The organism is Paenibacillus sp. MAEPY2 (assembly GCF_000499205.1).
Taxonomy (GTDB): domain Bacteria; phylum Bacillota; class Bacilli; order Paenibacillales; family Paenibacillaceae; genus Paenibacillus; species Paenibacillus vandeheii.
Window position 1 is genome coordinate 151869 of record NZ_AWUK01000030.1, and the last position, 24566, is coordinate 176434.

Genomic DNA, 24566 nt, shown 5'->3' on the forward strand with positions numbered 1-24566 from the left:
AATTAAATGCCCTCATCAAGCACTTTTAGAATGAATTCCGTTTTGGCAGTGGTATAAGCTTCCCTATCATCCTTATTCTCATCAGCAAGCTTAACCTTTAGGGCTGCGTATACCTCAACCAGATCCGGGCGTTGTCTCAGCACGTCCCGAAACTGGATTTGGCGATCCCAACGTAACTCTTCTGGGCGCATCAGATGAAGATGTACAGCTCTCTTGCCATCTTTCACCCTGACCCAGAATCGTCTGTATTCCCGACCATCCAGTTCAGGTGGAACGTAGTTCCATCCTACCGGATTCAACTGATCAGCAATCGAGTCCATGTCCTCCCATGACTGCACCTCTGCCATCAAATCAATAATGGGCTTGGCGGGCAATCCCGGAATGGACGTGCTTCCGATATGTTCGAATTTATGAATATCGAACTGCTGCAACAGGTTTCTCAACACCCTGATTTCTTCCTGAGCCAATAGCTCCCACATGGGATTGGCCTCAACAATCTCTACCGACTCTGTCGCCCACGCAGGCCAATTTTCCGGTTGCAAGTGATTTGTCATTCAGATGCTCCTTCCTTTGCAGGACTGAATTTCAATCGGTATTCTTCCAGATACTTCGAATAGGCTCGTTTCTTATTGTCCTCAATTGTGGCAATCATCCCGAGTGTTAGTATCGAAAGTAGGATGAGAAGAAGATACTTCACGTAAGCCAAACCATAGATATTGTTATCTGAGCTTATAATTGAAGAATTCAGTTTCATCACGTCCAATGCCGTTTTTTGTTGGGTTTAAAACATAGGGCTTGTAAAAACTAATTTTTTTTATACCTAAAAGGGGCGTATGTCTACGCCCCATCTGTTTCTGTTCATGATGATGAAATGACCTCAATTGATTTACTTGATTCGATGAAACTTTATTTTACCGTTACCGGTATGGTCACTTTTTTATTGCCCCATTTGGCAGTGATGGATGTTTTGCCTTTACCTACGGCCACAATCTTGCCGCCCGTTACTGTGGCTACACTTGGTTTGGTGCTGCTCCACACGGCACTGCTCGTTACAATCGTGGTTTTGCCTGTATCATACTGTGCCATCACACTCAGTGTTGCACTTGCCTGTGGCGATAAGACGAGTGTTTTCTGGCCTGTGATCAGCTTTTTGAGCAAAGGAACAACGGTAACCTCTGCCTTTATTGTCTGATTTTGATAAGTTCCTGTCAAGGTGGCTTGTCCTTCCGTCAGTGTTTTGACTGTACCATTTTTGACGATGGCTACATTATTGTTGGAAGAGGTCCACGTTACCTGTTTCGAAAGATTAATCGTTTTCCCATTGGCATATGTACCGATGACCTTCAACGCTTTCGATTTCTTAATATTCAGCTGCATGACAGCAGGAGTCACTTCGACTTTGGTAATCTCGTCCGTGATCGCTACGGGAACTTTAACCGTCTCTGAACCATATTTGCCTTGTAACAGCACTCTACCAGGCGTAATACCTTTAATTTTCCCACTTTCCAGCACAGCCGAAGCACTGGATACCGTCCATACGATCTCGGACGTGACGTCTTCTTCCTTGCCATTTGCACGCACAATGCTTACTTTGGGAAGCGTACTTTCACTCCCTTTGACAAAGTTATAGGAACTAGGGGAAGCTTTGATGCTTTTAATTTTATCCTGAACCTTAACCAGCAATTGTGCTTTGGCACCATTTACCTGTGCGTATACCGTTGCTTCTCCTGCTGCTACAGCCTTTACCTTGCCTTTTGTTATGGTGACAACCGCATCGTTACTCGTGGACCATGTGACTCCGCCGGTAACATCCTGTTTGTTATCAAAACCTTCAATAACCGCCATGACTTGAAGCGTAGTTGTCTGGGACACACTCATCTGCTGCGGACTGCTGTTGGTAATTTCAATGGACGTCACATCACCCGTGGCTGCCAGGGCAAGCGATGGGGCCAGTACTGCCAATACTAAAATAAGGGCCAAGGTGCCTCGTATTGCTTTTTTGATTCCATTCATTATATTCTTCATCTCCTGTAATCCAATATTTTACTTCTATTATATTATATCGGAAACACATTACATAAAAGTGAATAATATTGGAGCAAAATCTCGGATATGAGGAACATTCGACATCTGTCCTCCGATGCAGCCCTCCCTATATTCCATAAATAAGCAGAGGCATTCTGCAAGTCATATGGAAGTGACTGAAGAATGCCTCACGGAGAGGATAGAAAAAACCTGGAAAAGCGAAGCGTTCGCCTTTATAAACGTTTTGAGATAATCAGGATAGATACGATGAGCAAAAAGAACATCACCAGCAACAGTTCGGGAAATATTTTATTCATGTTCCGCTTTTTTCACCGAGGAAACCGTTGTATGAATAAGCTCCAGCACCTTTTCAACGGCGTTCTCCGCGCCACTCGCCTTCATATGGTCTATCATACGCTCCCTCTCCATATATACGAGGTCAATATCTTGCAGGAATGTCTGAGCATTCAGCTCCTCCTCATGGAGAACCCTTGCATAACCTCGCTCCTGGAAATACTTCGCGTTCAGCGTCTGTCCAACACGAGATCCGCCATGGGCATGGGGAATCAGGAGCATCGGCTTGCGGAGTAATAGCCACTCATGGATCGCATTGGAGCCTGCACGTGACACAACCATATCTGCCATAGCCATTAAATCCGCAAGTTCTTCATGCACGTATTCGAATGACTTGTAGCCTGCAACCTTTGGGAAGGATGAGTTTAATTTACCTGTACCACATATATGAATGATTTGATAACGCTTGAGCAGTTCCGGCAATGTTTCAAGTACCATACGATTGAGCCTTTCCGATCCCTGGCTACCACCCATAATCAACAGAATGGGTCGATCGGAGACAAATCTGCAAAAATGAATCCCCCGCGCGCGGCTGCCAAGCTTCAACTCCTCCCTGATTACGGGGCCTACGTGCACCGTCTTTCCCGAAGCTTCCGTGGAGGCAAACGTTGTTGTATCCATAAACGTGGTACACATGATTTGTGCGTATCGCCGTGACAGCCTGTTGGCCAGACCTGGATGAAGATCCGGTTCCAGAATCAGAACAGGAACCCGGTTTAAGCTGGCACCCATTACAGCAGGAACAGCCACGAAGCCTCCTAACGAAAAACAAACATGAGGTTTAATTCGTAAAATGAGCAGATAAGCCTGCAGCACCCCAAGCATAATCTTGAACACATCGGAAACATTCGCCCATGCCCAATACCTTCTCAACTTGCCTGTTGCAACCGTATGATAGTGAACAGCCGGAATTTTTCCGATTAATTGGCGCTCTATTCCATGCTTCGAGCCAATATAATGAATCTCCCATTCCTCCTGAAGCAGTCTGGAGATCAAAATGAGATTGGCTGTCACATGACCGGCGGAGCCCCCTCCTGTAAATATGATCCTCCGCTTGAACACAGAAATCCCCCTCTCCACAGCATATCGCGTACCTCTGCCTTGGTCAGGATGACATCCTCCGAATGATACCCTCTGCCAGCAGAAGCAGATGCCCAACATCCCTCTTTTTCCACTATTTTGGATGAAGGGGAGGCAGTGACAACAAAGTAGGACTTCTCCTCGTCCACTTCACAAACGTTTTCCCAATCTGAAATCAATGTCTCATACAGCCGTTCTCCTGGCCGGGCTCCGATGAAATTGATCGGAGCATCCTTGTGCCCAGCATCCTCTGCCAAAACCTGCGCGATATCCGTTATTTTGCAGGATGGCATTCGAGGCACAATAATCTCGCCGCCCTCACATTGCTCCATGGCCGACAGGAGAATCTGCACACCCTCTCCAAGGGGAAGAAAAAAACGAGTCATTCTGGAATCAGTAACGCTGAGAGGCTGCTCCAACTCAAGCTGGCGTTTGAATAACGGTACTACGCTGCCCGTAGATCCAAGAACATTCCCGCTTCGTACACAAGCAAAGCTTGTAGCGGAACGGCTGTCAGCCAATAAAATCAATTTTTCCCCGATGGCTTTGGTCATGCCGTACATGCTGGAAGGATTCGCAGCCTTGTCCGTAGATACATATACAACCTTCCGCACGTTATTCTCGATTGCAGCATCAATGACGTTCTGCGTTCCGATAATATTGGTTTTGACTGCACAATCCGGTTGGTCCTCGCAGACCGGAACATGTTTAAGTGCCGCCAGATGAAAGACATAATCTATATCCTTGCAGGCACCCGCCAGCTCCCATCGGTCCCTGATATCCCCCAGTACAAACTTTACTCTCGGGTCAGAGACGGCTTGCCTCATTTGAGCCTGAAGCGATTCATTTCGTGAAAAAATACGTATCTCTTTGGGCTCCTTAACGAGCAATTGTTTGACCAACTCTTCCCCCCATGAGCCTGTGCCTCCCGTTATTAAAAAGGTTTTATTGAACATTGGATATCCCTCCATGAATTAAGTTCTGCTTTAGTGATAAGCCTATCCTAAGGCCATTGTGTTACATCAGTATGACGACAGGAAAACCATTGACTTCCCCCAAGTTATCTGTGCACATTCAGGCCGGCCGGATCACACGAAAAAAAACCACCATCTGCATGGCGGCATCCACAGTTAACGCTGTATTAAAGGTAAAGAAAAATAAAACATAACCTTCCCATCGGCTACTCCAAGGCCATAGTCAGCATGGTGGTTCTCCAGAATCGTTTTGGCAATAGACAAGCCCAGTCCCGTCCCACTAAACTTTTTGCTGCGCGAGCTATCCATTACATAGAAGGGCTCCCAAACCTGATCCCACTGCTCGTGTTCTTCTTTATCCGTTTCATTGGCTATGCCAAAATATGCCGCTTCCCCTTTTAGCTCAAGTGTAATGGTTATTCGGTCGCCACTTGTATATTTCACCGCGTTGGTCATCCAATTATGCAGAACAGACTCCAGCTTCCGTCGATCAGCCAGCACCCAGGTCTCGTCAGCCCAACCCTCCTTCACTTCCACATGCAAACCATGCTGCTGAAATACGGTTTCATAGGTATGAAGGGTCTCTGTGAGCAATTGACGAAGATCAACGGGTTCAAAATCGTATACTTCGGCCTGCAGACGGGATAACTCCAACAGTCGATCAATTAATCCAGCCAGCTCCTCGCTTTGTTGCTGAATTACCCCAGCATAGGTTCCGTCATCCAGGCCATCCTGAATACCAGAGGCATAGACTCGAATCAGGGAGAGCGGTGTTTTCAATTCATGTGAGATATCCGAGATGAACGTTCGCAGATTGGCATTTTTCATTTCCAACGAATGTTGCGCCTGCTGCAATTTGTCGCTCATCACATTGATGCTGCGCCCTAAAGACTCAATCTCATCACCTGTCTTTATATCAACCTTTGTAAACGATAAGTTGGAAATGGCCTCGGCCGTTTCACTTAGCTTCGCGAGCGGTTTAACGATCCGGGCGGTATACAGCACGGACAGCAGGATGAGCAGCAGCAGCATACCGAGCCATATATACGCATTGAACTGATTAATAATTCGAATCGTCTCCGCTGAATGAGAGATGGATTCGCCGACTGCGAACACGGAATCCCCCACCTTCACAAAGTTGACGAGGAAGCTTGATTTTAACTTGGTCTGATCATAGAATTTATTAACCCGTGCACCCTCACGCAGCGCAGTGATACTCTCCTCTGTCAGCCAAAATTTACTAAGGGCAATCCCCTTGCGGTTATATTGTAATAACAATTGATCGTTAATATCATTTACATTATCCTTCAACGAAGCGTAAGCGATAGCGACTTCGTATTGCGTTTCAAGGCTCTCAATCCGTTGTATTGGAACGCCATGTTCTGAAGCAGAGATTTCAGTCGTTAACTCGGCCAACTTCTGCTTTTTTTGATACAAAAAATAGGTTGGCAGAAAAAATGTATTGACGATAAAGGATAGGAAGAAGACCACACACAATGCACTGATAATACGCACGAGCAGCTTACGGGTCAGTTTACTCATCTTGATCCTCTAGGCAATAACCCATTCCCCGGTACGTTTTGATCGAATCTTCTCCAATTTTCTCACGTAGCCTGCGGATATGTGTGTCTACAGTGCGCTCCTCGCCGAAGTAATCAAAACCCCACACCTGATCCAGCAAAATTTTACGAGTTACGATCTGACCCTTATTCATTCCCAGAACCTTCATTAATTCGAATTCCTTATGGGTGGCCCCTACATCCACTCCACGACGGTAGATCTTCTGGCCATCCAGATCGACGGTCAGTTCTCCCACAATGATCTTGGAGGAAAGTTGCAGTAGCTTCTTAACACGCAGAAGCAGGATACGCGAATCAAAAGGCTTGCGCAGATAATCATCCGCCCCGGCCTTCAAGGCAAGAAATTCATCATCCGATTCCCCTTTGGCTGTCAGCAGCAGTACTTTCGCCCGGCTCGTACGCTTGATTTCCCGACACACCTCGACACCGCTGCAACCTGGCATCATCCAATCCAAAACCGCCAAATCGATCTGGTTATTATAAAAGAGCTCCAAGGCTGTTTCCCCATCCTCGGCCAAAAGCACCTGAAAGCCCTCTTTAACGAAATAGGCTTTCAAGATTTGCAGCATCAGCGGCTCATCATCTGCAAGTAGCAGGTTCACATCTGCGCCTCCTTTCCAAACTGGATTCTACTATACAATCTGTACGTTACAGCTGTGTGACATACCCGGCTTGTTTGCCATTTCCAACGATTCTGTACTGCAGCACCTATAACATAAAAGTGCGGCCCACTCTTCACTAGTCCGAAAATCATAGGCAAAACAAAAAGGAACCCCGGAATAGAGTTCCTTTTTGTTTCTCAACACAGCTTGTAATCCGCTTAATTCTCTTCCTCCTGGTGTGGCAAAATCAAATATTCGGCACCGCCCATATAGGGCTGAAGAGCGGCTGGGATGCGAATGCTTCCATCCGCCTGCTGATGATTCTCCAGCAATGGAATCAGAATGCGTGGCGAAGCGACAGCCGTATTGTTCAACGTATGGCAGTATGCAAGCTTGCCTTCGGCATCGCGACAGCGAATATTCGAGCGCCGAGCCTGGAAGTCATGCAGATTCGACGACGAATGTGTCTCTCCGTATGCATTGCGGCTTGGCATCCAGGTTTCAATATCGTACTGTTTGTACGTTTTCTGCGACATATCGCCTGTACACACAGCCACCACACGATACGGCAGTTCCAGCAATTGCAGTAATTCCTCAGCGTGTCCCGTAATTTCCTGCAGCATTCGCTCCGATTCTTCTGCATCCGGTGCACAGAGAATGACCTGTTCCACTTTGGCAAATTGATGCACCCGGTACAATCCGCGCACATCCCGCCCGCCTGAGCCAACCTCACTGCGGAAACATGTCGATACGGCAGCCAGCTTGATCGGCTCCTGCACATCCACAATCTCATCCGCATAATACGAGACCAGCGGCACTTCCGATGTTCCCACCAGCCACTTGTTCTCGCCTTGCAATTCATATACCTGATCCCGTCCTGTGGGGAAGAATCCGGTGTTCAAGAGCGTGTTCTCCCTCACCATCAACGGGACCTCCATTGGCGTAAATCCATGCTTCAGCAGCAGATCAAGCGCAAGTTGCTGTACAGCCCGGTGGAGGAGCAATCCTGCGCCTTTCAGTACATAGCTTCGTGTTCCACCGATTTTCACTCCACGTGGGATGTCGATTAGATCATGCCGTTCACCAAGTTCCACATGATCTTTAGCCTCATAATCGAACACCGGCAGCTCACCCACACGTCTTAGCTCCACATTATCCTCGTCCGATGCGCCCATTGGTGTATCTGGCGATACGACGTTGGGAACCAACCACTGAAGCCTTGTCACTTCCTCCTGCACAACGGTAAGCTTGGCCTCAACCTGCTCCAACTGATCATTCAGCTGTCGCACCCGAGCCCTTAAATCCTCGGCCTGTTCACGCTCCCCGGCTTGCATCAGCTTGCCGATATCCGCAGATAACGAATTACGTAATCTACGGCTCTCTTCCGTTACCTGTAAAAGAGCTCTGCGCTCTTCGTCCCGTTCCAACAATTCACGAATACTGATATTGATTCTCTTCCCGTCTGCCGCAGCTTGCACCTCTTCTGCATGCTCTCGAATCCACTTCATTTCCAACATGGTCACCGTCTCCTTTGGCTGTAAAAATACAAAGAGCGCCCTCATCCCTTGGGACGAGGAGCGCTCTGCTCGCGGTGCCACCCAACTTGCCAAACCAGAATATTCTGGTTCAGCCTCTTGGTCCGCGATAACGGGCGGTTCCGGTTAACTTGGGGATTGGTTCCCTCCCCTGGCGAAAACGCCTCCGAGTTGGATGCTCTTCAACGGCATGGTCCGATCTGTAATTGTTGTTTTTCAGTATATACGAACTTTAGCCTCCATTGCAAGTTATCCGTGCACGCCCTTACATGTCCTGTTATGATAAAGATTGTTTGTTTTTAGGAAATGCTCCTGAATGGCAGACTTACTACATAAACATCATATTAGAAGGAGTTTTCCCTCATGAAAAAATTGCTTTGGATTGGATGCTTGTCCTATTTCCTCATCGGGCTTGCCCATGTGGTTCTCGGCTCCATCCTGCCCGTTGCCCTCGAACATTATGGCAAGGATTACAGTCAGGGAGGCACTCTGATATTTGCCCAATTTGCCGGGTTCCTGGGTGGTGTTCTGTTATCTCCGTGGTTGAATAATCGCTTTGGCAAACGAGGTGGTCTATTAATTGCCGCGGCGCTGCTCTGCATTGCAGAGTTATCCTATATGTTGCTGCCTCCTTGGGGCTGGATGTTCGTCATTGCCCCAGCAGCGGGATTCGGATTCGGCATGATCGAGGCTGTTATCGGTACAATCATCATTGCTGCAATTAAAGACAATACCGCGGTTGCCATGAGCCGACTCGAAGTGTTATTTGGTATCGGGGCCATGGTCATGCCGCTCATTGCCAGCGGACTAATTTCTGCCGGATACTGGCGTATGTCATTTCTGGTGGTTGCAGTCTGTGCAGCGATGACCTTTATCTTCTGGGCCAAAAGTTCATTCGGCGAGCTGGACAGCGAGTTGAGCCGACGTAGCTCGGGCCAGACTTCTGGACACGCTCCAGCAGCTGAATCGCCAGATGGAACGAACTCCCCAGACATTAAGCCAACCCGTCCAACCTACCAAGGCCGTAATTTGGCTCTTCTGTCTTTATTTGTTCTATTTTTCTTTCTTTATGTCGGCACCGAGATGAGCCTGGCCAACTTCATGCCAGCCATTCTGATTGAGAAAATGAACATGAAGGAAGCAGGTGCCGCGCTTAGTGTTACCTGCTTCTGGATTGCCATGTCTGTTGGACGACTGTTTGCCGGATATATTGCGGAGAGATTCCAATATCGCGTCTACGTGCTGTACAGTTGTCTGGCAGCAGTTGTACTGCTGATGATCTTTCCGTTCACCAACCAGATCTGGTCTGCATTTCTGATCATTCTGTTACTCGGCCTTGCACTGTCGGGCGTGTTCTCCATTGCCCTCGTCTTCGCGAGCAAGATGCTGCCTGGAACAGAGGAATCGACGCCCAGTATACTGATTGCATCAGGTGGAGTCGGCGGTGCCATTCTGCCTTTGGTTACAGGCTGGAGTCTGGATCATCTGGAGGTGAACCAGTCCGCATGGATGCTTGCCATTTTTGCAGTCGGCCTGCTCATGATCAGCGTAATCGCCTATCAATGGCAGCGCAGGCATATTGTAAGTTCAGCATCGTAACATCTGTTGAAGGATGATAAATAAGATTCCAATTACACAGAACTGTAAAAAGATAGGTTTCGTAGCCGTGAATGCTATGGAGCCTTTTTTAATTTAAAATGAATGCCTCATGATTTTCGTGAAAATGTTCTTCGCTCTAAACTGATTATCGACTCTGTATCTTAGACCAATGGACGATTACCCAGGAAATACTTCATTAGATATTGGGGTTGCCACCCCTTTTCCCTTTATGAATTTACCAAATAGAAAGCGAACGAGTGGGCCTATGATAAGAATCTGTAGAGGCAGGGCCAGACTAAAGTTACGAAGAATGGTATGAAGATACGTCTCAAGCAGTGATTTCCCCTCTAATTGATTGGCAAAATAGGCTGTAACCATGCCATACAGAGACATGATCAGCACCATGCCTACGACCATGCAACATGAAATGGCCAAAATGCCATGTACCTTATTGGACTTGTCGAACGGTAACGAGAAAGCCACTTTCTGCGCTACAGGTCCGACAATGAAGGATTCCACCAGAAAAGCGATGATAAAACACAATATAAATTGAAACAGTATTTCTAACGGAGACATCGAGCCAATCAAGCCATTTTTAAATAAATTGAAGGTCATCATGACGACAACCATCCCTGTACACATCATCAACCCAAAATAAACATGTTCCTTTTTCGTTGTTGGCAATTCCCTCATCCTTTCTGTTTACCTTCGTAATTATAGAGATCACACCCCCCTCTTCATAAGTGAACATTCTGTGAACAATTCTAACTTTTCCAAATATAAATCGGATTTGACAACCCCGTAGTCCAGCCCTATGATATTCCTTAAAATGGAAGAATGATTCATCTACTTTAAGGAGGATTTTGGATATGAGTTTTCAAAAGCGCATTGACCACGTCGGCATCGCCGTTCGTGATCTGGAGACCACACTCCGCTTCTATACGGAAATTGTTGGTCTTGAATTGAAAGACCGGGTAACCCATACCAACGGCGTCATTCAGCTCGCCTTTCTCGGCTTCAACGGAAGCAACGAGACCGAGATTGAGTTGATTCAGGGATACAGTGACAAGCTGCCTGCCGAAGGAACGGTGCACCATTTTGCCATCCATGTCGATGATCTTGATTCTGAATACGAGCGCATTAAGGCAACGGAGGCCGAATTTATTGATGGAGAGATCATTACACTGCCCAACGGTTACCGTTATTTCTTCATCTATGGACCTGAAAAGGAATGGATTGAGTTCTTCCAGCGCTAAGAATTGGAGCTGATTTGATGAACATTTTAATTACCGGAGCAGCCGGAAAAATTGGACGCGACTTATCTCAACATTTATCAGAGGCATTTCACCTGCGACTTACGGATCTGAATATCGACAGATTGCATACGTATTCTGGGACAGGCCATGAGATCATGGCACTGGATGTGACGGATCCCGAAGCTTGTCAGCAAGCTTGTGAAGGTATGGATGTAGTTGTCCATTTGGCGGGAGATCCTTCCCCGCATGCCGGCTTCTATGAGTCCTTATTAGACATCAATATCAAAGGTACATTTAATGTATTCCGTGCGGCCAAGGATCAAGGCGTACGAAGAGTCATTTTGGCAAGCAGTGTACAGACGATCGAAGGGTATTCCATTGATGCCCAGATCTACCCGGACATGCCGACACGCCCACGGAATTTGTACGGGGTTAGCAAATGTTTTGGTGAATCGCTCGCCTCCTATTTTGCTTATACCGAGGGGTTACAAAGTGTTGCAATACGTATTGGGGCATATGATGATTTTCAACCGGATGGGCCGCCGCTGGAGGCTCGTGATATGAGCGCGTATATTAGTCCGGTTGACTTGTGTGATCTGGTGTTCAAATCGATTATAGCTACAGATCTGGAGCCCTTCACCATACTGCATGGGATCTCGAATAATCGGTTTAAACGATTGAATCTGGAAGCCACACAGAAACAGGTGGGATATGACCCGAAATCCGATGCTTTTGCACTCAGTCAGATTTCCCTCTACGATACGCCACGATTCGTCCCTCCATCCAGTTCCTGACTGGACATGCATCGGCCTCTGGCCTATAATTACACCTAGTAATGCCCGTAACTTCATAGTTTCCCAGGGGAGTCGGAATTGGCCGGCTGAGAGTGTATCCCACCAAGATACTGACCCTTAGACCTGATCTGGATCATGCCAGCGTAGGAATCGGAGTATATCGAATTGGCCCAGCCTAGCCTCTTTGCTGAGTGCCACATCTCTAACGCCTGCACGCGTCCCGGATTAACGGGGCGCTTTTTTAATGTTCTTTTATATAGCCAGAGAGCTAAAAAAAGTGACGTCATCCGGATCATAGCTGGTATAAATCTGTCGATTTATGCAAGAAGCTTGGATATGAAGCCAAGGAGTACCCCGCGCCACTGGCCGGACAATATGAAGGAGAGAAATGAAGATGAAATGGCGTAAAATGATGGGACTGCTGCTCTTGTGCGTGATACTGGTAACTGTGGCCGCTTGCGGCAGCAAAGAAGCTGCACCTTCAGGAGCGAACGGCAGCAGCAACACCGAAAACAGTAGCGAAGGTGACAATGCAGCCCTCAAGGACATTAAAGTGGTGCTGGACTGGACACCAAATACGAATCATACCGGCCTGTATGCGGCCGTAGATCAAGGTTTTTATAAAGCCGAAGGTTTAAATGTGGAGATTGTTCAGCCAGGTACCGGAGGCGCGGATACCATGGTTGCTTCGAACGAAGTGCCTTTTGGCGTAAGTTATCAGGAGAGTGTTACCCAGGCCCGCACACAAGGTGTACCGCTCGTATCCATCGCTGCTGTTATTCAGCATAATACATCCGGATTTGCTGCTCCGGTGGATCGAAACATCAAGTCTCCCAAAAATTTCGAAGGCAAAACCTATGGTGGCTGGGGCTCGCCAGTAGAAGAAGCCGTGATGCAGTCAATTATGGAGGGCGAAGGCGCGGATGTATCCAAAGTGAAAAATATTAACATGGGCGATGCAGACTTTTTCACCGCTGTGAAACGTGATATCGACTTTGCCTGGATTTTCTACGCATGGACGGGCATAGAAGCCGAACTGCGCGGCGAACCGATCGACATGCTGTATGTGAAGGATTATTCCGAAGCACTGGACTACTACACACCTGTGCTTGTGACGAATGAACAGACGATTCAGAATGATCCCGAGCTGGTTAAAGCGTTCTTGAAAGCGACCTCTGAAGGATATCAATATGCGATTGAACATCCCGAAGAAGCTGCCAACATTCTGATCAAGGCCGTACCGGATTTGGACAAGGATCTTGTACTCGCAAGCCAGAAATGGCTGAGTCCGAAATATCAGGATGACGCACCACGCTGGGGTGAGCAGAAGCAGGAAGTATGGCAGAACTACACGGATTGGATGTTTAGCAAAAAACTGCTCGACGAGCAGGTAGATGTGTCCAAAGCGTATACAAACGAATTTTTACCCCAATAAAATTATCCATATAAAACGAACTTAGTATTTACACGAGGACGAAGAGGACAGAAATAACGTGGAAAAGCGAAGCGTTCGCCTTTATCACCGGATTTTCCATTTGGAGAAGGGAATCAAAAAATCTGGGGATAACAGCGATTGGAAGGTTATTCTGTCATCGAAGTGGCAAGTGTAACAGTCATTAGTTCATTTTATATATTTCGAAAGGAAAAGTGATCTTTCATGGCAAGCACACTACTTAGCATTCAAGTCATTCCCAAAACGCCCAATGGCGAAAATTCCTATCCTTACGTTGATCGTGCGATTGAAGTTATTCAGCAGTCAGGCTTGAAATATCAGGTTAACCCACTCGATACCACGATGGAGGGAGAACTGGAGGAGCTGCTGGAGGTTGTCCGCAAAATGCATGAAGTTCTTGTGGAAGCCGGCAGCCCAAGCATCATCTCACAGATCAAGATCGCCCATAGCCCGAGCGGCTTCAGCATGGACACCCTGACGGAGAAATATCGCTAATGCCTGCCTATTGGAAAAGCGTATGGCCGCCCTTTGTGGCGGTTATTCTCTTTATAGCAGTATGGCAAGGAGCTGTCTCCCTGTTTCATATCGAGAAATGGATGCTGCCTGCGCCTTCTGACATCGCCCATGAAGCGGCCTCTCAGGCCGAGCGACTTGGCATGCACGCATGGGCAACCATCCAACTGACATTGATCGGGTTCGCAGCAGGTACACTTACGGGATTACTGATTGCGATGGTGCTGCATCTGATTCCATTTTTGAAATCTGCACTCTATCCGTTACTTATTCTTAGTCAAAATATACCGACCATTGCGCTGGCCCCGCTCTTGCTGATCTGGTTCGGATTTGGACTGCTACCCAAACTGATTACCATCATTCTGGTCTGCTTCTTCCCGGTGGCTGTAGCTGCCATGGACGGGTTGACCCGCACCGATGCGGCGATGATGAACTATATGCGCATGGCTGGCGCCAAACGCGGCTCAATTTTTTGGAAGCTTGAGCTTCCACATGCGCTGCCTTCGGTGTTCTCAGGGATCAAAATTGCCGCTACGTACAGCGTCATGGGTGCGATCATTGCGGAATGGATTGGAGCAGATAAGGGCATCGGGTATTATATGATGCTGCAAAAATCGGCCTATCGGACGGACCGTCTGTTCGTAGCAATCATGATTATTGTGGCACTGAGTCTGCTGCTCTTCCTGCTCATTGCACTACTGGAGAAGCTGCTCGTTCGCTGGCGACCGCAGAAGCGATAATTTTGAAATATGCTCTATATAAAGGTTAGGAAGTGATGACGAGATGACACCCGAACACAACGAGCGGGCAGCTGCTGCGCCGGATGCGAGTACAACCACTCCAACGGGTAGTGGAGATCCTGAACATGAAGCCGTGACCTTAACTGCTAATCATTCATCGCCAGCGTTGGAAGTTCAGAATGTACATGCCTCGTTCCGCGAGCGGCGTAGCACATTACCCGTTCTGGATGGCTTGACCCTTAACGTGGAACAAGGAGAATTCGTAGCCATCGTCGGTCCTTCCGGCTGCGGCAAAAGCACCCTTTTCCACATCATCGGCGGCTTGCTGAAACCACAGGAGGGCCAAATTCTGATGAATGGTCAGGATGTTACCGGACAGCGCGGCAAGATCAGTTATATGCCGCAGCAGCCTGCCCTCTTCCCATGGCGTACCATTGAAGACAATGTCCTGCTTGCAGGCGAGGTGTCTGCGGACACACCGTCACGGTCCGAAGCGCTTGCCAATGCCCGGAAGTGGTTGGGCAGTGTCGGACTGGCTGGATTTGAACGAGCCTATCCGCATATGTTATCGGGCGGCATGCAGCAGCGGGTTGCATTTCTGCGCGCCCTGCTCAGTCCACAGGAGCTGATGCTGCTGGACGAACCATTCAGCGCGCTGGATGCACTGACCCGCAGCGACATGCAGCGCTGGCTGCTCGATATCTGGGAACAGAATCGCCGCTCGGTGCTGTTCATTACGCATAATATCGAGGAAGCCTTGCTGCTTGCTGATCGCATCTATGTTTTATCGAACCGGCCTGCAGCCGTACTGCACGAGGTCGATGTTCCCTTTGAACGTCCACGGCGCGAAGCGATCACGGAGGAACCTGCTTTTCTTGAGCGTAAGCGGCAAATTTCCCAGTGGATGAGAGAAGAACAGCAGAAAACCCGCCTATCCAAATAGTGCGGGTTTTTGAGTTATTATTTTCCTGAAATGGGTGATCCAAGAGAGACTACGCTGCGTAACATTGGTAAAAGACAAAAAGGAGGGGTTTATCCATGCACTCAACCGCTTTTGCACCCTTGATCGATGCACATCTTCACTTGGACAAATATACACCTGAAGAACAACGCGAGATGCTGCATTCCTTCTCATCCCAGCAAGTTGAAGCCGTCATCGCCGTTTCCATGAATCTGGCATCTGCCCAAACCAATCTGGAACTAGCTTCACAATACCCTCGTACCGTATATCCGGCCTTTGGTTTCCACCCTGAACAGGCCCTGCCGTCCCTGGCAGAGCTGGATCTGTTCTTCCACTGGATCGAAAAGTATATCGGACAAGCTATAGCGATTGGGGAAGTTGGATTGCCTTATTACAACCGACAGGAAGTCGAAAAATCCGGACAACCCTTTGATCAGAGCGGCTATATCGATCTGTTGGAGCGATTTATCCAGCTGGCGAAGCGGCACAATAAACCGATTGTACTGCACGCTGTATACGAGGATGCCGATATCGCCTGTGACCTGCTGGAGCAATATCATCATCGCCGCGCTCATTTTCACTGGTTCAAAGGTTCCAAGCGGACCGTCCAGCGAATGGCTGACAACGGACACTTCATTTCATTCACACCCGATATCATCTATGAAGAGGAAATTCGCGAACTGGCCCGCCAGTATCCTTCAGAGCAAGTTATGGCAGAGACCGATGGACCTTGGCCTTTCGAGGGGCCTTTTCAGGGAAGAATGACACACCCTGCTATGACCAGACAAGTGATTCAGGCCTGGAGCGAAGTGAACGGTATGGGCACAGAGCGGGCTGCGCGCCTCTTTTATCAGAATACGAAACGCTTCTACGGTCTTCCTTAGACGCTATTCATAAGCACCAAAAAAAGAAGTCAGCCGGCATCCGCCGACTGACTTCTTTGGAATTCACTCTTTAACGCTTCAAGAACCCTTTACCTTCGAGAAAAGGCTTCATCTGTAGACGTACCGGCTCTGTGAGACGTTTCGCCATCATTTCGGACCATGGTGTCGAACGTTCCCCTTGGGTACGCTCCTTCATGTATGCAGCGGTCGTTTCGTCATAGCTCTCTACGCCCTTGAGCGTCTGTTCAGCATTATAGCGACCATGGTGAAGCACCGCATCAAGCGGCAGACGCGGACGAATGCCCGTCTCCTGATCCGCAACGCCAATGCACATGCCATAGACCGGATAGACACCTTCAGGCAAGCCTAACACTTCGTTGACTTCTTCAATGCGGTTACGCAACCCGCCAATATAGACAATACCGAAACCTAACGACTCTGCCGCAAGCGCCGCATTTTGTGAAGCAAGCGCAACATCAATTGTCGCTACCATAAAGTTCTCAGTGGAGTCCTCATAGGATTCCTTCTCCGGCAAGTGACGTTTAGCAGCATCACTCAGACGATAAAGATCAGCACACCACACAAGAAACACAGGACATTCGTTGACGTAAGACTGATTGCCCGCCAATTCAGACAATTTGGCCTTCTGCTCCTGTTCGGTAACAGCAATTACAGTATAGGCCTGTACACTACTTGAAGAGGAAGCCATCTGCCCGGCTGCCACGATTGCTGCCAGCTGTTCCTCGCTTACCGGGTCTGGCTTGAATTTCCGTACAGAGCGGTGTTTCATCATCAATTCAATGGTTTCGTTCATTGCCATTCACTCCCAATCCTCGTAGTACGAATTCAATGGTTTGCTCAGCCAGCTCATCTGTATTCATGTGCTGATAGTCAAAGCTAAACCGTGAATTCTTGGCCCGTTTGTGCGCCAAAGCTACACCCATGACCTGAAGCATCGCATAAGACACGGACTCTATTTGGAAAACGCCCTGCTCCTTGCCTTCACGCAGCAGTTCCCTCACTCGGGTCCAGACGGGGTCCAGAAAGCGAAACACGGTATCTGTGCGATGAGTACGAAGCGTAATTTCCAGCTGTACAATATCGCTCATCTCCCGGTCCGTCATCGTGAACTTTACGACTTCACCTATGATTCGTCGGATACCTTCCACGGGGGAGGACATGGACTCTTCAGCCAACTCGTTCATCATATGATCAGGAAAAAAGTGCTCAAATAATGCTTCGAACACCTTTTCTTTGCCGCCAAAATGATACGAGACCAGCGACACATTCGCACCCGCCTCATCACAGATTTGACGAACACTTGTCCCATCATACCCCTGCTGTGCAAAAAGTTTCTTGGCTGCAAGCAGAATCCTCGTCTTGATATCCAATTCCGGTTCCGTCATTCGTTCCGCTCCTCTTGTCCGTTCTATTCATATGCTCCAGCTCACCGGGCTGCAGCAAGACTGCTCTATCGTTTCATTATGAAAGTTTGTGCATCAAAGCGCAAGGTTTGCCGTCTGCAATCCTGCAAGCTAACTATCTCAACCTACTATTAAACCAAGCACCCCGGTGAAAATCACCGGGGTGCTTGATCATATTCTATGAAGACCATTACGTCTGGAATATTAGCTGTTCATTGGAGCCGGGCTTGGTACCCCGGCTGGCATGCGTTGTTTTTTCAACAATGTCACTACCAGGGAGAGGGCTACTGCAATGACCAGCACAACAGCAACCGATCCAGCTGCCGCTTGGACACCAGGTCCTCCGAGCTGAACGCTCAGAATACCTTGTACTGCATACGTTGCAGGCAGATATTGTCCAATGCCGCTGTAGAAGCTGTTCAGCAATTCACGTGGCACCATTGCACCGGAAGATACCAGTTGCAGAGACAATGAAATGATATTGAACAGGCTTCCCGCCGGTCCGAAGCAGATCAGGAAGAACTGGGAGAAGAACATGAACGTGCACAGGAACAACGCCTGGAACAACCAGAATGAGATAAAACCTTGCTCGATCTGTCCGCCCAGCGAAACGATCAACGAAGAACCGAGCAAAGATACGACCAAGGCAGACCCAATGTTAATAACCATTCTTGCACCGAACAAAGTCAGACGGGAGTAAGTAGTGGACAGCATACCCATCACTATCTGCAGGTTCATACCCATGATCATGGCTCCTACATAAGAAGCCAGCACCATCATCATCGGAACCATCTGGTTATTCATGCCGTTAACTGGATTGATTGAAGTGGTTGTACCTTCCACACGGGTAGTCAGGTTGGTAGCAGCTTCAGCAGCCTGATCGGCAGGCGCTCCTGAAGCCGTCAGCACGGTCTGTACACCCTGAGCTGTTGCTTGCTTGTTAATCGTGTTCGTCACGCTTTGCGACACGCCTTGCATCATGCTTTTAATCGTAACCGGGTTCGCCTCGTTAATGGTGTACTTAATTTCGGCGGTGGAACCGGCTGTCTGAATCAGCTCATTAAACCCTGCCGGAATATTCAGCACCATATGAATCTTGCGATGGTTTAACTCATCCAGCGCTTCAGCGGCACTCAGATTAGATACGGTATGAAAAGGAAGCGTCTCGGCCATGCGATCTGCGATCCCCTTGGACTGCTCTCCGTCCTCATTGACAACGGCAACCGTCAATTCATTCATCCGGTCATTCACTCCGGAATATGCTGTCATCCAGATCACGCTAAAGATCACTTGGAACATAAGTGCCGTCACGATCCCTACAATTACTGGTGGTTTTTTCAATAACACGCGTAAAGCCTGTAACATAAATAATATCCTCCATTACTAGATAGTTCTAATTTGATTTAAACGTTTGTTTGAATCAAACGATTGTTTTAAATTTTAAATCCATATGTCTATATTGTCAATTAATTTCTGAAAGGTTCAGAAAAGATAAAGATGTGTTTCGCAAACCATAGTCATTCTTTTCATAAAAGGACATCCCTTCATAAGCCCGCCTTCTACTAACAAGGAACGGACTTTTGCTTTAACCTGTTCAGGCCATTTTTTTCAACAAAAAAACACGATCCGTCGCAACGGACCGCGCTTTTATTTATTGGTTTGAAAGAAAGAAACGTGGAGCCCTTCCGTACAGGGAATTAATCATTCCGTTTCAGTTTCATTCGCTGCAAACGCAGCGAATTCAGTACAACCGACACAGAGCTGAACGCCATGGCCGCACCTGCCAACCAAGGAGCCAGGAAGCCTACTGCTGCAATTGGAATACCAATTACGTTATAACCAAGTGCCCAGAACAGATTCTGCTTAATATTGCCCATGGTGCGTCGGCTCATCTCGATCGCATCTGCAATACTGTTCAGATCGCCACGCATTAGTGTAATATCCGCTGCTTCCATCGCTACATCGGTCCCGGTTCCAATCGCCATACCGATATTGGCTGTAGCCAGAGCTGGAGCATCGTTGATTCCATCCCCAACCATGGCTACCTTGAGACCGCTCTCCTGAAGTTTCTTCACTTCCGCCGCTTTGCCCTCAGGCAATACCTCAGCCAGCACTTTACCGATTCCAGCCTGTTCTGCCACGGCGCGAGCTGTTCGCTCATTGTCTCCCGTAATCATGATGACATCAATTCCCATGGCTTGGAGCCGCTTAATGGCTTCTCGTGAAGTTTCCTTGATGGTGTCAGCCACAGCAACGATCCCTGCCCATTGACCGTCCACCGCGATCAGCATCGCAGTGCGCCCTTGTTCTTCAAGGTTGTTCATCTGCTGCATGGTTTCCTCAGAGACACTCACCTTCGCATCCGTAAGCAGTCGGCGTGTCCCGACCAGGATCTCTTGTCCTTGAACCCGGGCCCGCACACCATACCCCGGTATGTTCTCGAATTGCTCTGGCTGGGTCAGCAGTTCCAGCCCCTTACCTCGGATTCCTTCCACAATCGCTTCAGCCAAAGGATGCTCCGAACTCTGTTCTGCTGCTCCCACCCGCTGAAGCAGATCTGCTTCCGTCCAATGTGGAGCTGTCACTACATCTGTAAGCACGGGCTTCCCTTGGGTAACTGTACCTGTTTTGTCCAATACAACCGTCTGGATCTGCTGGGCCGATTCCAGATGTTCGCCGCCTTTGAACAACACACCGTATTCTGCCGCACGTCCTGATCCAGCCATAATGGACGTTGGCGTTGCAAGGCCAAGCGCACAAGGACAAGCGATCACCAGTACAGCAATCGCCTTCTCCAGCGAACCGGCAAAGTCGCCGGGACTCGCAAACAGATACCAGATCAGGAACGTCACTGCTGCAATGCCTACAACAATCGGAACAAAGATGCCGGAGATCACATCTGCAATCCGCTGAATGGGTGCTTTGGAGCCCTGCGCTTGCTCAACCACTTTAATAATCTGCGATAACGCCGTGTCTGAGCCTACTCTAGTCGCACGCAGTCTTAATACTCCATTTTTGTTCAGCGTAGCACCTGTAACGGTATCTCCCGGTTTTTTATCAACCGGCAGGCTCTCTCCGCTTAACATGGATTCATCGACAGAAGACTGTCCTTCCTCCACGACGCCGTCCACCGGAATACTATCTCCGGGTTTCACGAGAACCAGATCACCTACCGCGACATACGCCGACGGTACAACAACCTCCTGACCATCACGAATCACTCTGGCTTCACGTGGAGCCAGTTCGATGAGGCTTTTGATCGCCTGAGAGGAGCGCCCCTTGGCTACGGCCTCGAACCATTTTCCTAATAGAATCAGCGTAATCAGAATCGCACTCGTCTCATAATAAAGCTCTACTGTTGGCATGGTTGCTGTAGTCATTCCCGCCCCGCCATGATCCATCATGGTCGAAGCTGTACTGCCACTGGTCAGGGTCAGATACAGACTGTAAAAGAAAGCTGCACTTGTACCCAAAGCAACCAGTACATCCATGTTGGCACTGCCATTACGCAGCGCTTTATAGGCGCCCACATAGAACTGCCAGCCAATTACAAACTGTACCGGAGTTGCTAGTACCAGCTGGAACCATGGATTCATGAACAAGTCGGGTACCCATATCCAGGATGTGAACGAGAAATGGCCTACCATCGCCCACAACAGGGGCAAAGATAACAAGGCAGAGATCATCCACTTCCATTTTTTGCGCTGCAACTCACGTTCACGCACCGATTTCGTCTCTTCTTGCGTCTGTTGCAGCTCGGCTCCATAACCAAGTTGCTTGATCTTCGCCGTAATATCGGATGCCTTCAATGCTCCAGCAACGTATTCCACATGCCCTTTCTCAAGCGCCAGATTCACGTTCGTACGGGTTACACCCGGTAAACGTGAGAGGCCCTTTTCGATTCGAGCAGAACAAGCAGCACAGGTCATACCTGTAATATCCAGATCCACCGATTCCGTTACTGTACCGTAGCCAAGCGCCTCCACCTTATTCCGTAATGCATTGATGTTCGTTGTCTTCGGATCATAGGAAACCGTTGCTTGCTCTATGGCGAGGTTAACATTCGCCTGATTGACCCCTTCCATTCGGGACAACCCCTTCTCAATTCGAGTAGAGCAGGCAGCACAGGTCATCCCTGTAATTTGCAGTGTTGTCTGTGATCCCGCTGCTTCCGGTGATGGTTCTGAGGCTGATGTGTTTTCCATTGCCGATGACTTATCCATGTTGTTAGCTCCTTTCATTATGAAATATCACCACGTTCCCAATACCCCCAAGGGGTATATAAAAGACAGAAAATCAGGCTTAAACCATGAACTCATTCATTGGAAAAGATCTGTTGAAGTCCTTTCCATGCAAAGGGAAGTTCAGTTTAAGCCTGCAATGATTAGACTACGTCATATCCTTGATCTTCAATGGCTGCCTTGATCTGATCCACATTGACTTTTTGCTCGTCATATTCAACTGCGACAGTTCCTGCTGCCAGATCAACCTTACCATTCGCTCCCGCATTCTTCACGGCTTCTTCAACCGAATTCACACAGTGATTGCAAGACATTCCTGTAACGTTCAACGTAATATTAGACATGGATAGTTCCTCCTTGGATATATAAATGATGAGTTCATTCAAAAATAATTACTTCATTAACTTCCTTACCGTTACCAACAATTCATCCACGACCTCATGTTCTCCGGCTTGAATACGCTCAACAATACAGCTCTTCATGTGACCTTCCAGCAACAGCTTGCCAACCGAATTGAGAGCTGACTGAGCCGCAGCGATCTGCGTCAGCACATCATCACAATAGGTGTCCTTCTCAATCAATCCCTTAATCCCGCGAATCTGTCCTTCAACGCGGTTCAAACGGGAAATCAGGTTGCCCTTCATCTCCTGGGAGTGATGGCTCTTGCGCACATGCTTCCCGTCACTTCCTGCCGTATGACATGAATTGGCTTGCTGATCATCTGTCTGTGAAACTTCGTTCACCTCTGTTACGGATGACTCCAAAGGTTCCTTGGGATGGCTCTGATGTCCCATCACGAACACCCCTTTTCTTTCGTTCTGTTATAAGAGTAACATACCCCATGGGGGTATGCAAGATTATTTCATTATTTTATTCAAAATGGATGCTTACCATGCTTCCTACGATTGCAGTATTGCACCCAGACATCCCCATTAGTCTTCGTACAGGCGGATTATAATATGTATTCCATTCTGCTGCTGCGCACAGCCAGACCCAATTGCTCATAGAAAGCCTGAGCTCCGGTATTAAATGTAGACACCGTCAGTTCAACGCTGTCGACCTGAATTTCTTTGCCAAGTTCAATTAACTCCTGCATCAACCGTTTGCCTGTCCCATGTCCGCGATGCTTGCTGCCAACGATGATTTCATTGATGTACAGCATTTTTCGATCCTTTAACAAATCCACATTTTGAATAACATTCAGCTGTGCACTCGCATATCCAACAATCTCACCTTGATCCGACAATTCCGCAACATAGAGATAACGATGATCCGTCTCCATGAGTTGTTCATATTCCTTTTCGCTCATTCTCGTCTGCAGCTCTCTGTAAACGTCTGGCCTAGCTTCTACATGCAACTGATGAAGCTCATCCATTAATGCAGATACTCCTGTGTAATCTCCGATGACAGCCCGTCTAATGTTAATCTCACTCATCTTCACATTCTCCTCTCACAAACGTTTCCATGATTATACAATAAAAAGCAGATACCTTAACGGTACCCGCTTTATTTCAAGCTATATTTGGTTCTACTATTCTTCAGATGATTTACCTTCATCAAATGCTACAGGTGACGGTTTGGCAGACCATTCGTCCGCTTGCGGCTCAATATCTACACCATTCAAAATTTTCTTTTTCTCCATCAAGGAATCCCCGTCTTCATCCAGCTTGTTACGAATTGCCGCCTCATCCTGAGGTTGATTGTTCTGTTGTGTCATGTTGGAGTCCTCCTTCTATTATTTCATCGTTATTAAGATGTTCCTATATATAACTTACCCAATTTTTTCATTGTCATTCTGACAAGCAAGTATATCCTCTGATTTTTGTATTTTACTTTGATGAAAAGTGAAATTCGCGATGCAAATTGAATATTTGATTGAGCAGCATATTGAAGCCTATGAAAAGGAGAAAGGCGTTATTAATCGAAGTCCACCTGTTTATCCAAAGTGACTTCCTCCACTTTGTGTTCCAACTCTGGTATAGAAGGAATTAAAAAGAATTGAACGTTTTCCAGAGAAAAAGGCAGGGCAGGAACTACTCGGAAACTCAATTGTGTCTCCCCACCTCCTCCACGACTTCCGTGTCTCATAGTCATATGTCTCTGTCCGCTCAACACCTCAAGAGCCAAGTGTGGCACCAACTGTATACGTTCAGACTCATTTCCCTTATATTGAATTTCCACATACACGAGACTTTCGCCTTCATACTGCATCGAATGTGTAATGATGTACTCACACGAATCTTTAATCGTTTTCTTCATGATCGGCACAACACCCGTTAATTGAAGGGGCTCACGTGGAAAGTAATGCCGTTGTGGCATCGGCTGCACACTACGGAGAACATATCGAATATCTTCCTCCTTCATATCCAATAATTTTACCCATTGATCGATGGTATCTTGAGGGGGCTGATATTGGACAGCTCCGGTTATATTCTTTCTTGCCGCAACCAACTTCAGTAGTTGCCCATCAATCTGCTGTACTTCTTCATTATATTCATTAGGGATTTCACGAAATTCACTCCAGCCCATATTCAATCACCCTCCTAATTTA

25 protein-coding genes and 1 riboswitch are annotated in these 24566 nt (G+C 47.8%); of the genes, 8 read left to right on the plus strand and 17 right to left on the minus strand.

All coding sequences use genetic code 11. From position 1 onward, the window contains the following. Positions 1-2: 2 nt before the first annotated feature. From P364_RS0122115 to serS, 7 genes are all read right to left on the minus strand, one after another. Positions 3-554, minus strand: a complete 552-nt coding sequence (locus P364_RS0122115; RefSeq protein ID WP_024632251.1) for a GrpB family protein — start codon at positions 552-554, stop codon at positions 3-5. 352 nt (positions 555-906) lie between these two features. Beyond that, positions 907-2013 carry an Ig-like domain-containing protein gene (locus tag P364_RS0122125; RefSeq protein WP_024632253.1) on the minus strand — a complete coding sequence of 369 codons (1107 nt, stop codon included), beginning with the start codon at positions 2011-2013 and terminating at the stop codon, positions 907-909. A 321-nt stretch (positions 2014-2334) separates the two neighbouring features. After that, the gene (locus P364_RS0122130; protein WP_024632254.1) at positions 2335-3441 is read right to left on the minus strand and encodes an undecaprenyldiphospho-muramoylpentapeptide beta-N-acetylglucosaminyltransferase; all 1107 of its coding nucleotides are present in this window, start codon (positions 3439-3441) and stop codon (positions 2335-2337) included. Next, positions 3390-4415, minus strand: coding sequence for a polysaccharide biosynthesis protein (locus tag P364_RS0122135; RefSeq protein WP_024632255.1), 1026 nt, complete (start codon positions 4413-4415; stop codon positions 3390-3392). The genes P364_RS0122130 and P364_RS0122135 overlap by 52 nt, the downstream gene beginning before the upstream one ends. A gap of 174 nt (positions 4416-4589) precedes the next feature. Continuing rightward, positions 4590-5975, minus strand: a complete 1386-nt coding sequence (locus P364_RS0122140; RefSeq protein ID WP_024632256.1) for a sensor histidine kinase — start codon at positions 5973-5975, stop codon at positions 4590-4592. Further along, positions 5968-6615: a response regulator transcription factor gene (locus P364_RS0122145; protein ID WP_024632257.1), complete on the minus strand. Its 648-nt coding sequence runs from the start codon at positions 6613-6615 to the stop codon at positions 5968-5970. The genes P364_RS0122140 and P364_RS0122145 overlap by 8 nt, the downstream gene beginning before the upstream one ends. Positions 6616-6833: 218 nt before the next feature. Next, the gene (gene serS, locus P364_RS0122150; protein ID WP_024632258.1) at positions 6834-8132 is read right to left on the minus strand and encodes a serine--tRNA ligase; all 1299 of its coding nucleotides are present in this window, start codon (positions 8130-8132) and stop codon (positions 6834-6836) included. A 381-nt stretch (positions 8133-8513) separates the two neighbouring features. On the opposite strand from serS, the gene P364_RS0122155 reads away from it, so the two are divergent. Then, positions 8514-9749: an MFS transporter gene (locus P364_RS0122155; RefSeq protein WP_024632259.1), complete on the plus strand. Its 1236-nt coding sequence runs from the start codon at positions 8514-8516 to the stop codon at positions 9747-9749. A gap of 177 nt (positions 9750-9926) precedes the next feature. On the opposite strand, the gene P364_RS0122160 is transcribed toward P364_RS0122155, so the two are convergent. Then, on the minus strand, positions 9927-10433 hold the full coding sequence (locus P364_RS0122160; protein ID WP_024632260.1) for a hypothetical protein: 507 nt from the start codon (positions 10431-10433) through the stop codon (positions 9927-9929). A gap of 185 nt (positions 10434-10618) precedes the next feature. Here P364_RS0122160 and P364_RS0122165 point away from each other — a divergent pair, with 185 nt between their 5' ends. From P364_RS0122165 to P364_RS0122200, 7 genes are all read left to right on the plus strand, one after another. Continuing rightward, a complete protein-coding gene (locus tag P364_RS0122165) occupies positions 10619-11005 on the plus strand; it encodes a VOC family protein (protein ID WP_024632261.1) in 387 nt (128 codons plus the stop codon). Between the two features lie 17 nt (positions 11006-11022). Continuing rightward, positions 11023-11799 (plus strand): NAD-dependent epimerase/dehydratase family protein, encoded by a 777-nt coding sequence (locus P364_RS0122170; RefSeq protein WP_024632262.1) that lies wholly within the window; start codon positions 11023-11025, stop codon positions 11797-11799. 55 nt (positions 11800-11854) lie between these two features. Then, a riboswitch (TPP riboswitch) is annotated at positions 11855-11967 on the plus strand. A gap of 226 nt (positions 11968-12193) precedes the next feature. After that, positions 12194-13234: an ABC transporter substrate-binding protein gene (locus P364_RS0122180; protein ID WP_024632264.1), complete on the plus strand. Its 1041-nt coding sequence runs from the start codon at positions 12194-12196 to the stop codon at positions 13232-13234. 222 nt (positions 13235-13456) lie between these two features. Then, a complete protein-coding gene (locus tag P364_RS0122185) occupies positions 13457-13747 on the plus strand; it encodes a thiamine-binding protein (protein WP_024632265.1) in 291 nt (96 codons plus the stop codon). Beyond that, a complete protein-coding gene (locus tag P364_RS0122190; RefSeq protein WP_024632266.1) occupies positions 13747-14505 on the plus strand; it encodes an ABC transporter permease in 759 nt (252 codons plus the stop codon). Before P364_RS0122185 ends, P364_RS0122190 begins: the two co-directional genes overlap by 1 nt. Before the next feature lie 43 nt (positions 14506-14548). Further along, complete coding sequence (locus tag P364_RS0122195) at positions 14549-15448, plus strand: ABC transporter ATP-binding protein (RefSeq protein WP_024632267.1); 900 nt, start codon at positions 14549-14551, stop codon at positions 15446-15448. 95 nt (positions 15449-15543) lie between these two features. Beyond that, positions 15544-16350, plus strand: a complete 807-nt coding sequence (locus P364_RS0122200) for a TatD family hydrolase (RefSeq protein ID WP_024632268.1) — start codon at positions 15544-15546, stop codon at positions 16348-16350. Positions 16351-16420: 70 nt separating this feature from the next. On the opposite strand, the gene nfsA is transcribed toward P364_RS0122200, so the two are convergent. From nfsA to P364_RS0122245, 9 genes are all read right to left on the minus strand, one after another. Next, positions 16421-17164 carry an oxygen-insensitive NADPH nitroreductase gene (gene nfsA / locus P364_RS0122205; protein ID WP_024632269.1) on the minus strand — a complete coding sequence of 248 codons (744 nt, stop codon included), beginning with the start codon at positions 17162-17164 and terminating at the stop codon, positions 16421-16423. Then, positions 17148-17756 (minus strand): TetR family transcriptional regulator, encoded by a 609-nt coding sequence (locus P364_RS0122210; RefSeq protein ID WP_024632270.1) that lies wholly within the window; start codon positions 17754-17756, stop codon positions 17148-17150. Before P364_RS0122210 ends, nfsA begins: the two co-directional genes overlap by 17 nt. 222 nt (positions 17757-17978) lie before the next feature. Next, entirely contained in the window at positions 17979-19139 is a 1161-nt protein-coding gene (locus tag P364_RS0122215) for a YhgE/Pip domain-containing protein (protein WP_024632271.1), read from the minus strand. A 332-nt stretch (positions 19140-19471) separates the two neighbouring features. Beyond that, complete coding sequence (locus P364_RS0122220; protein WP_024632272.1) at positions 19472-21979, minus strand: heavy metal translocating P-type ATPase; 2508 nt, start codon at positions 21977-21979, stop codon at positions 19472-19474. 179 nt (positions 21980-22158) lie between these two features. Then, positions 22159-22359 carry a copper ion binding protein gene (locus P364_RS0122225; RefSeq protein ID WP_024632273.1) on the minus strand — a complete coding sequence of 67 codons (201 nt, stop codon included), beginning with the start codon at positions 22357-22359 and terminating at the stop codon, positions 22159-22161. A 48-nt stretch (positions 22360-22407) separates the two neighbouring features. Then, positions 22408-22809 carry a metal-sensitive transcriptional regulator gene (locus P364_RS0122230; RefSeq protein WP_024632274.1) on the minus strand — a complete coding sequence of 134 codons (402 nt, stop codon included), beginning with the start codon at positions 22807-22809 and terminating at the stop codon, positions 22408-22410. 158 nt (positions 22810-22967) lie between these two features. After that, positions 22968-23450, minus strand: coding sequence for a GNAT family N-acetyltransferase (locus tag P364_RS0122235; protein WP_024632275.1), 483 nt, complete (start codon positions 23448-23450; stop codon positions 22968-22970). 96 nt (positions 23451-23546) lie between these two features. Continuing rightward, the gene (locus P364_RS0122240) at positions 23547-23732 is read right to left on the minus strand and encodes a hypothetical protein (RefSeq protein WP_024632276.1); all 186 of its coding nucleotides are present in this window, start codon (positions 23730-23732) and stop codon (positions 23547-23549) included. Positions 23733-23932: 200 nt separating this feature from the next. After that, positions 23933-24544 carry a hypothetical protein gene (locus P364_RS0122245; RefSeq protein ID WP_024632277.1) on the minus strand — a complete coding sequence of 204 codons (612 nt, stop codon included), beginning with the start codon at positions 24542-24544 and terminating at the stop codon, positions 23933-23935. Positions 24545-24566: the final 22 nt, after the last annotated feature.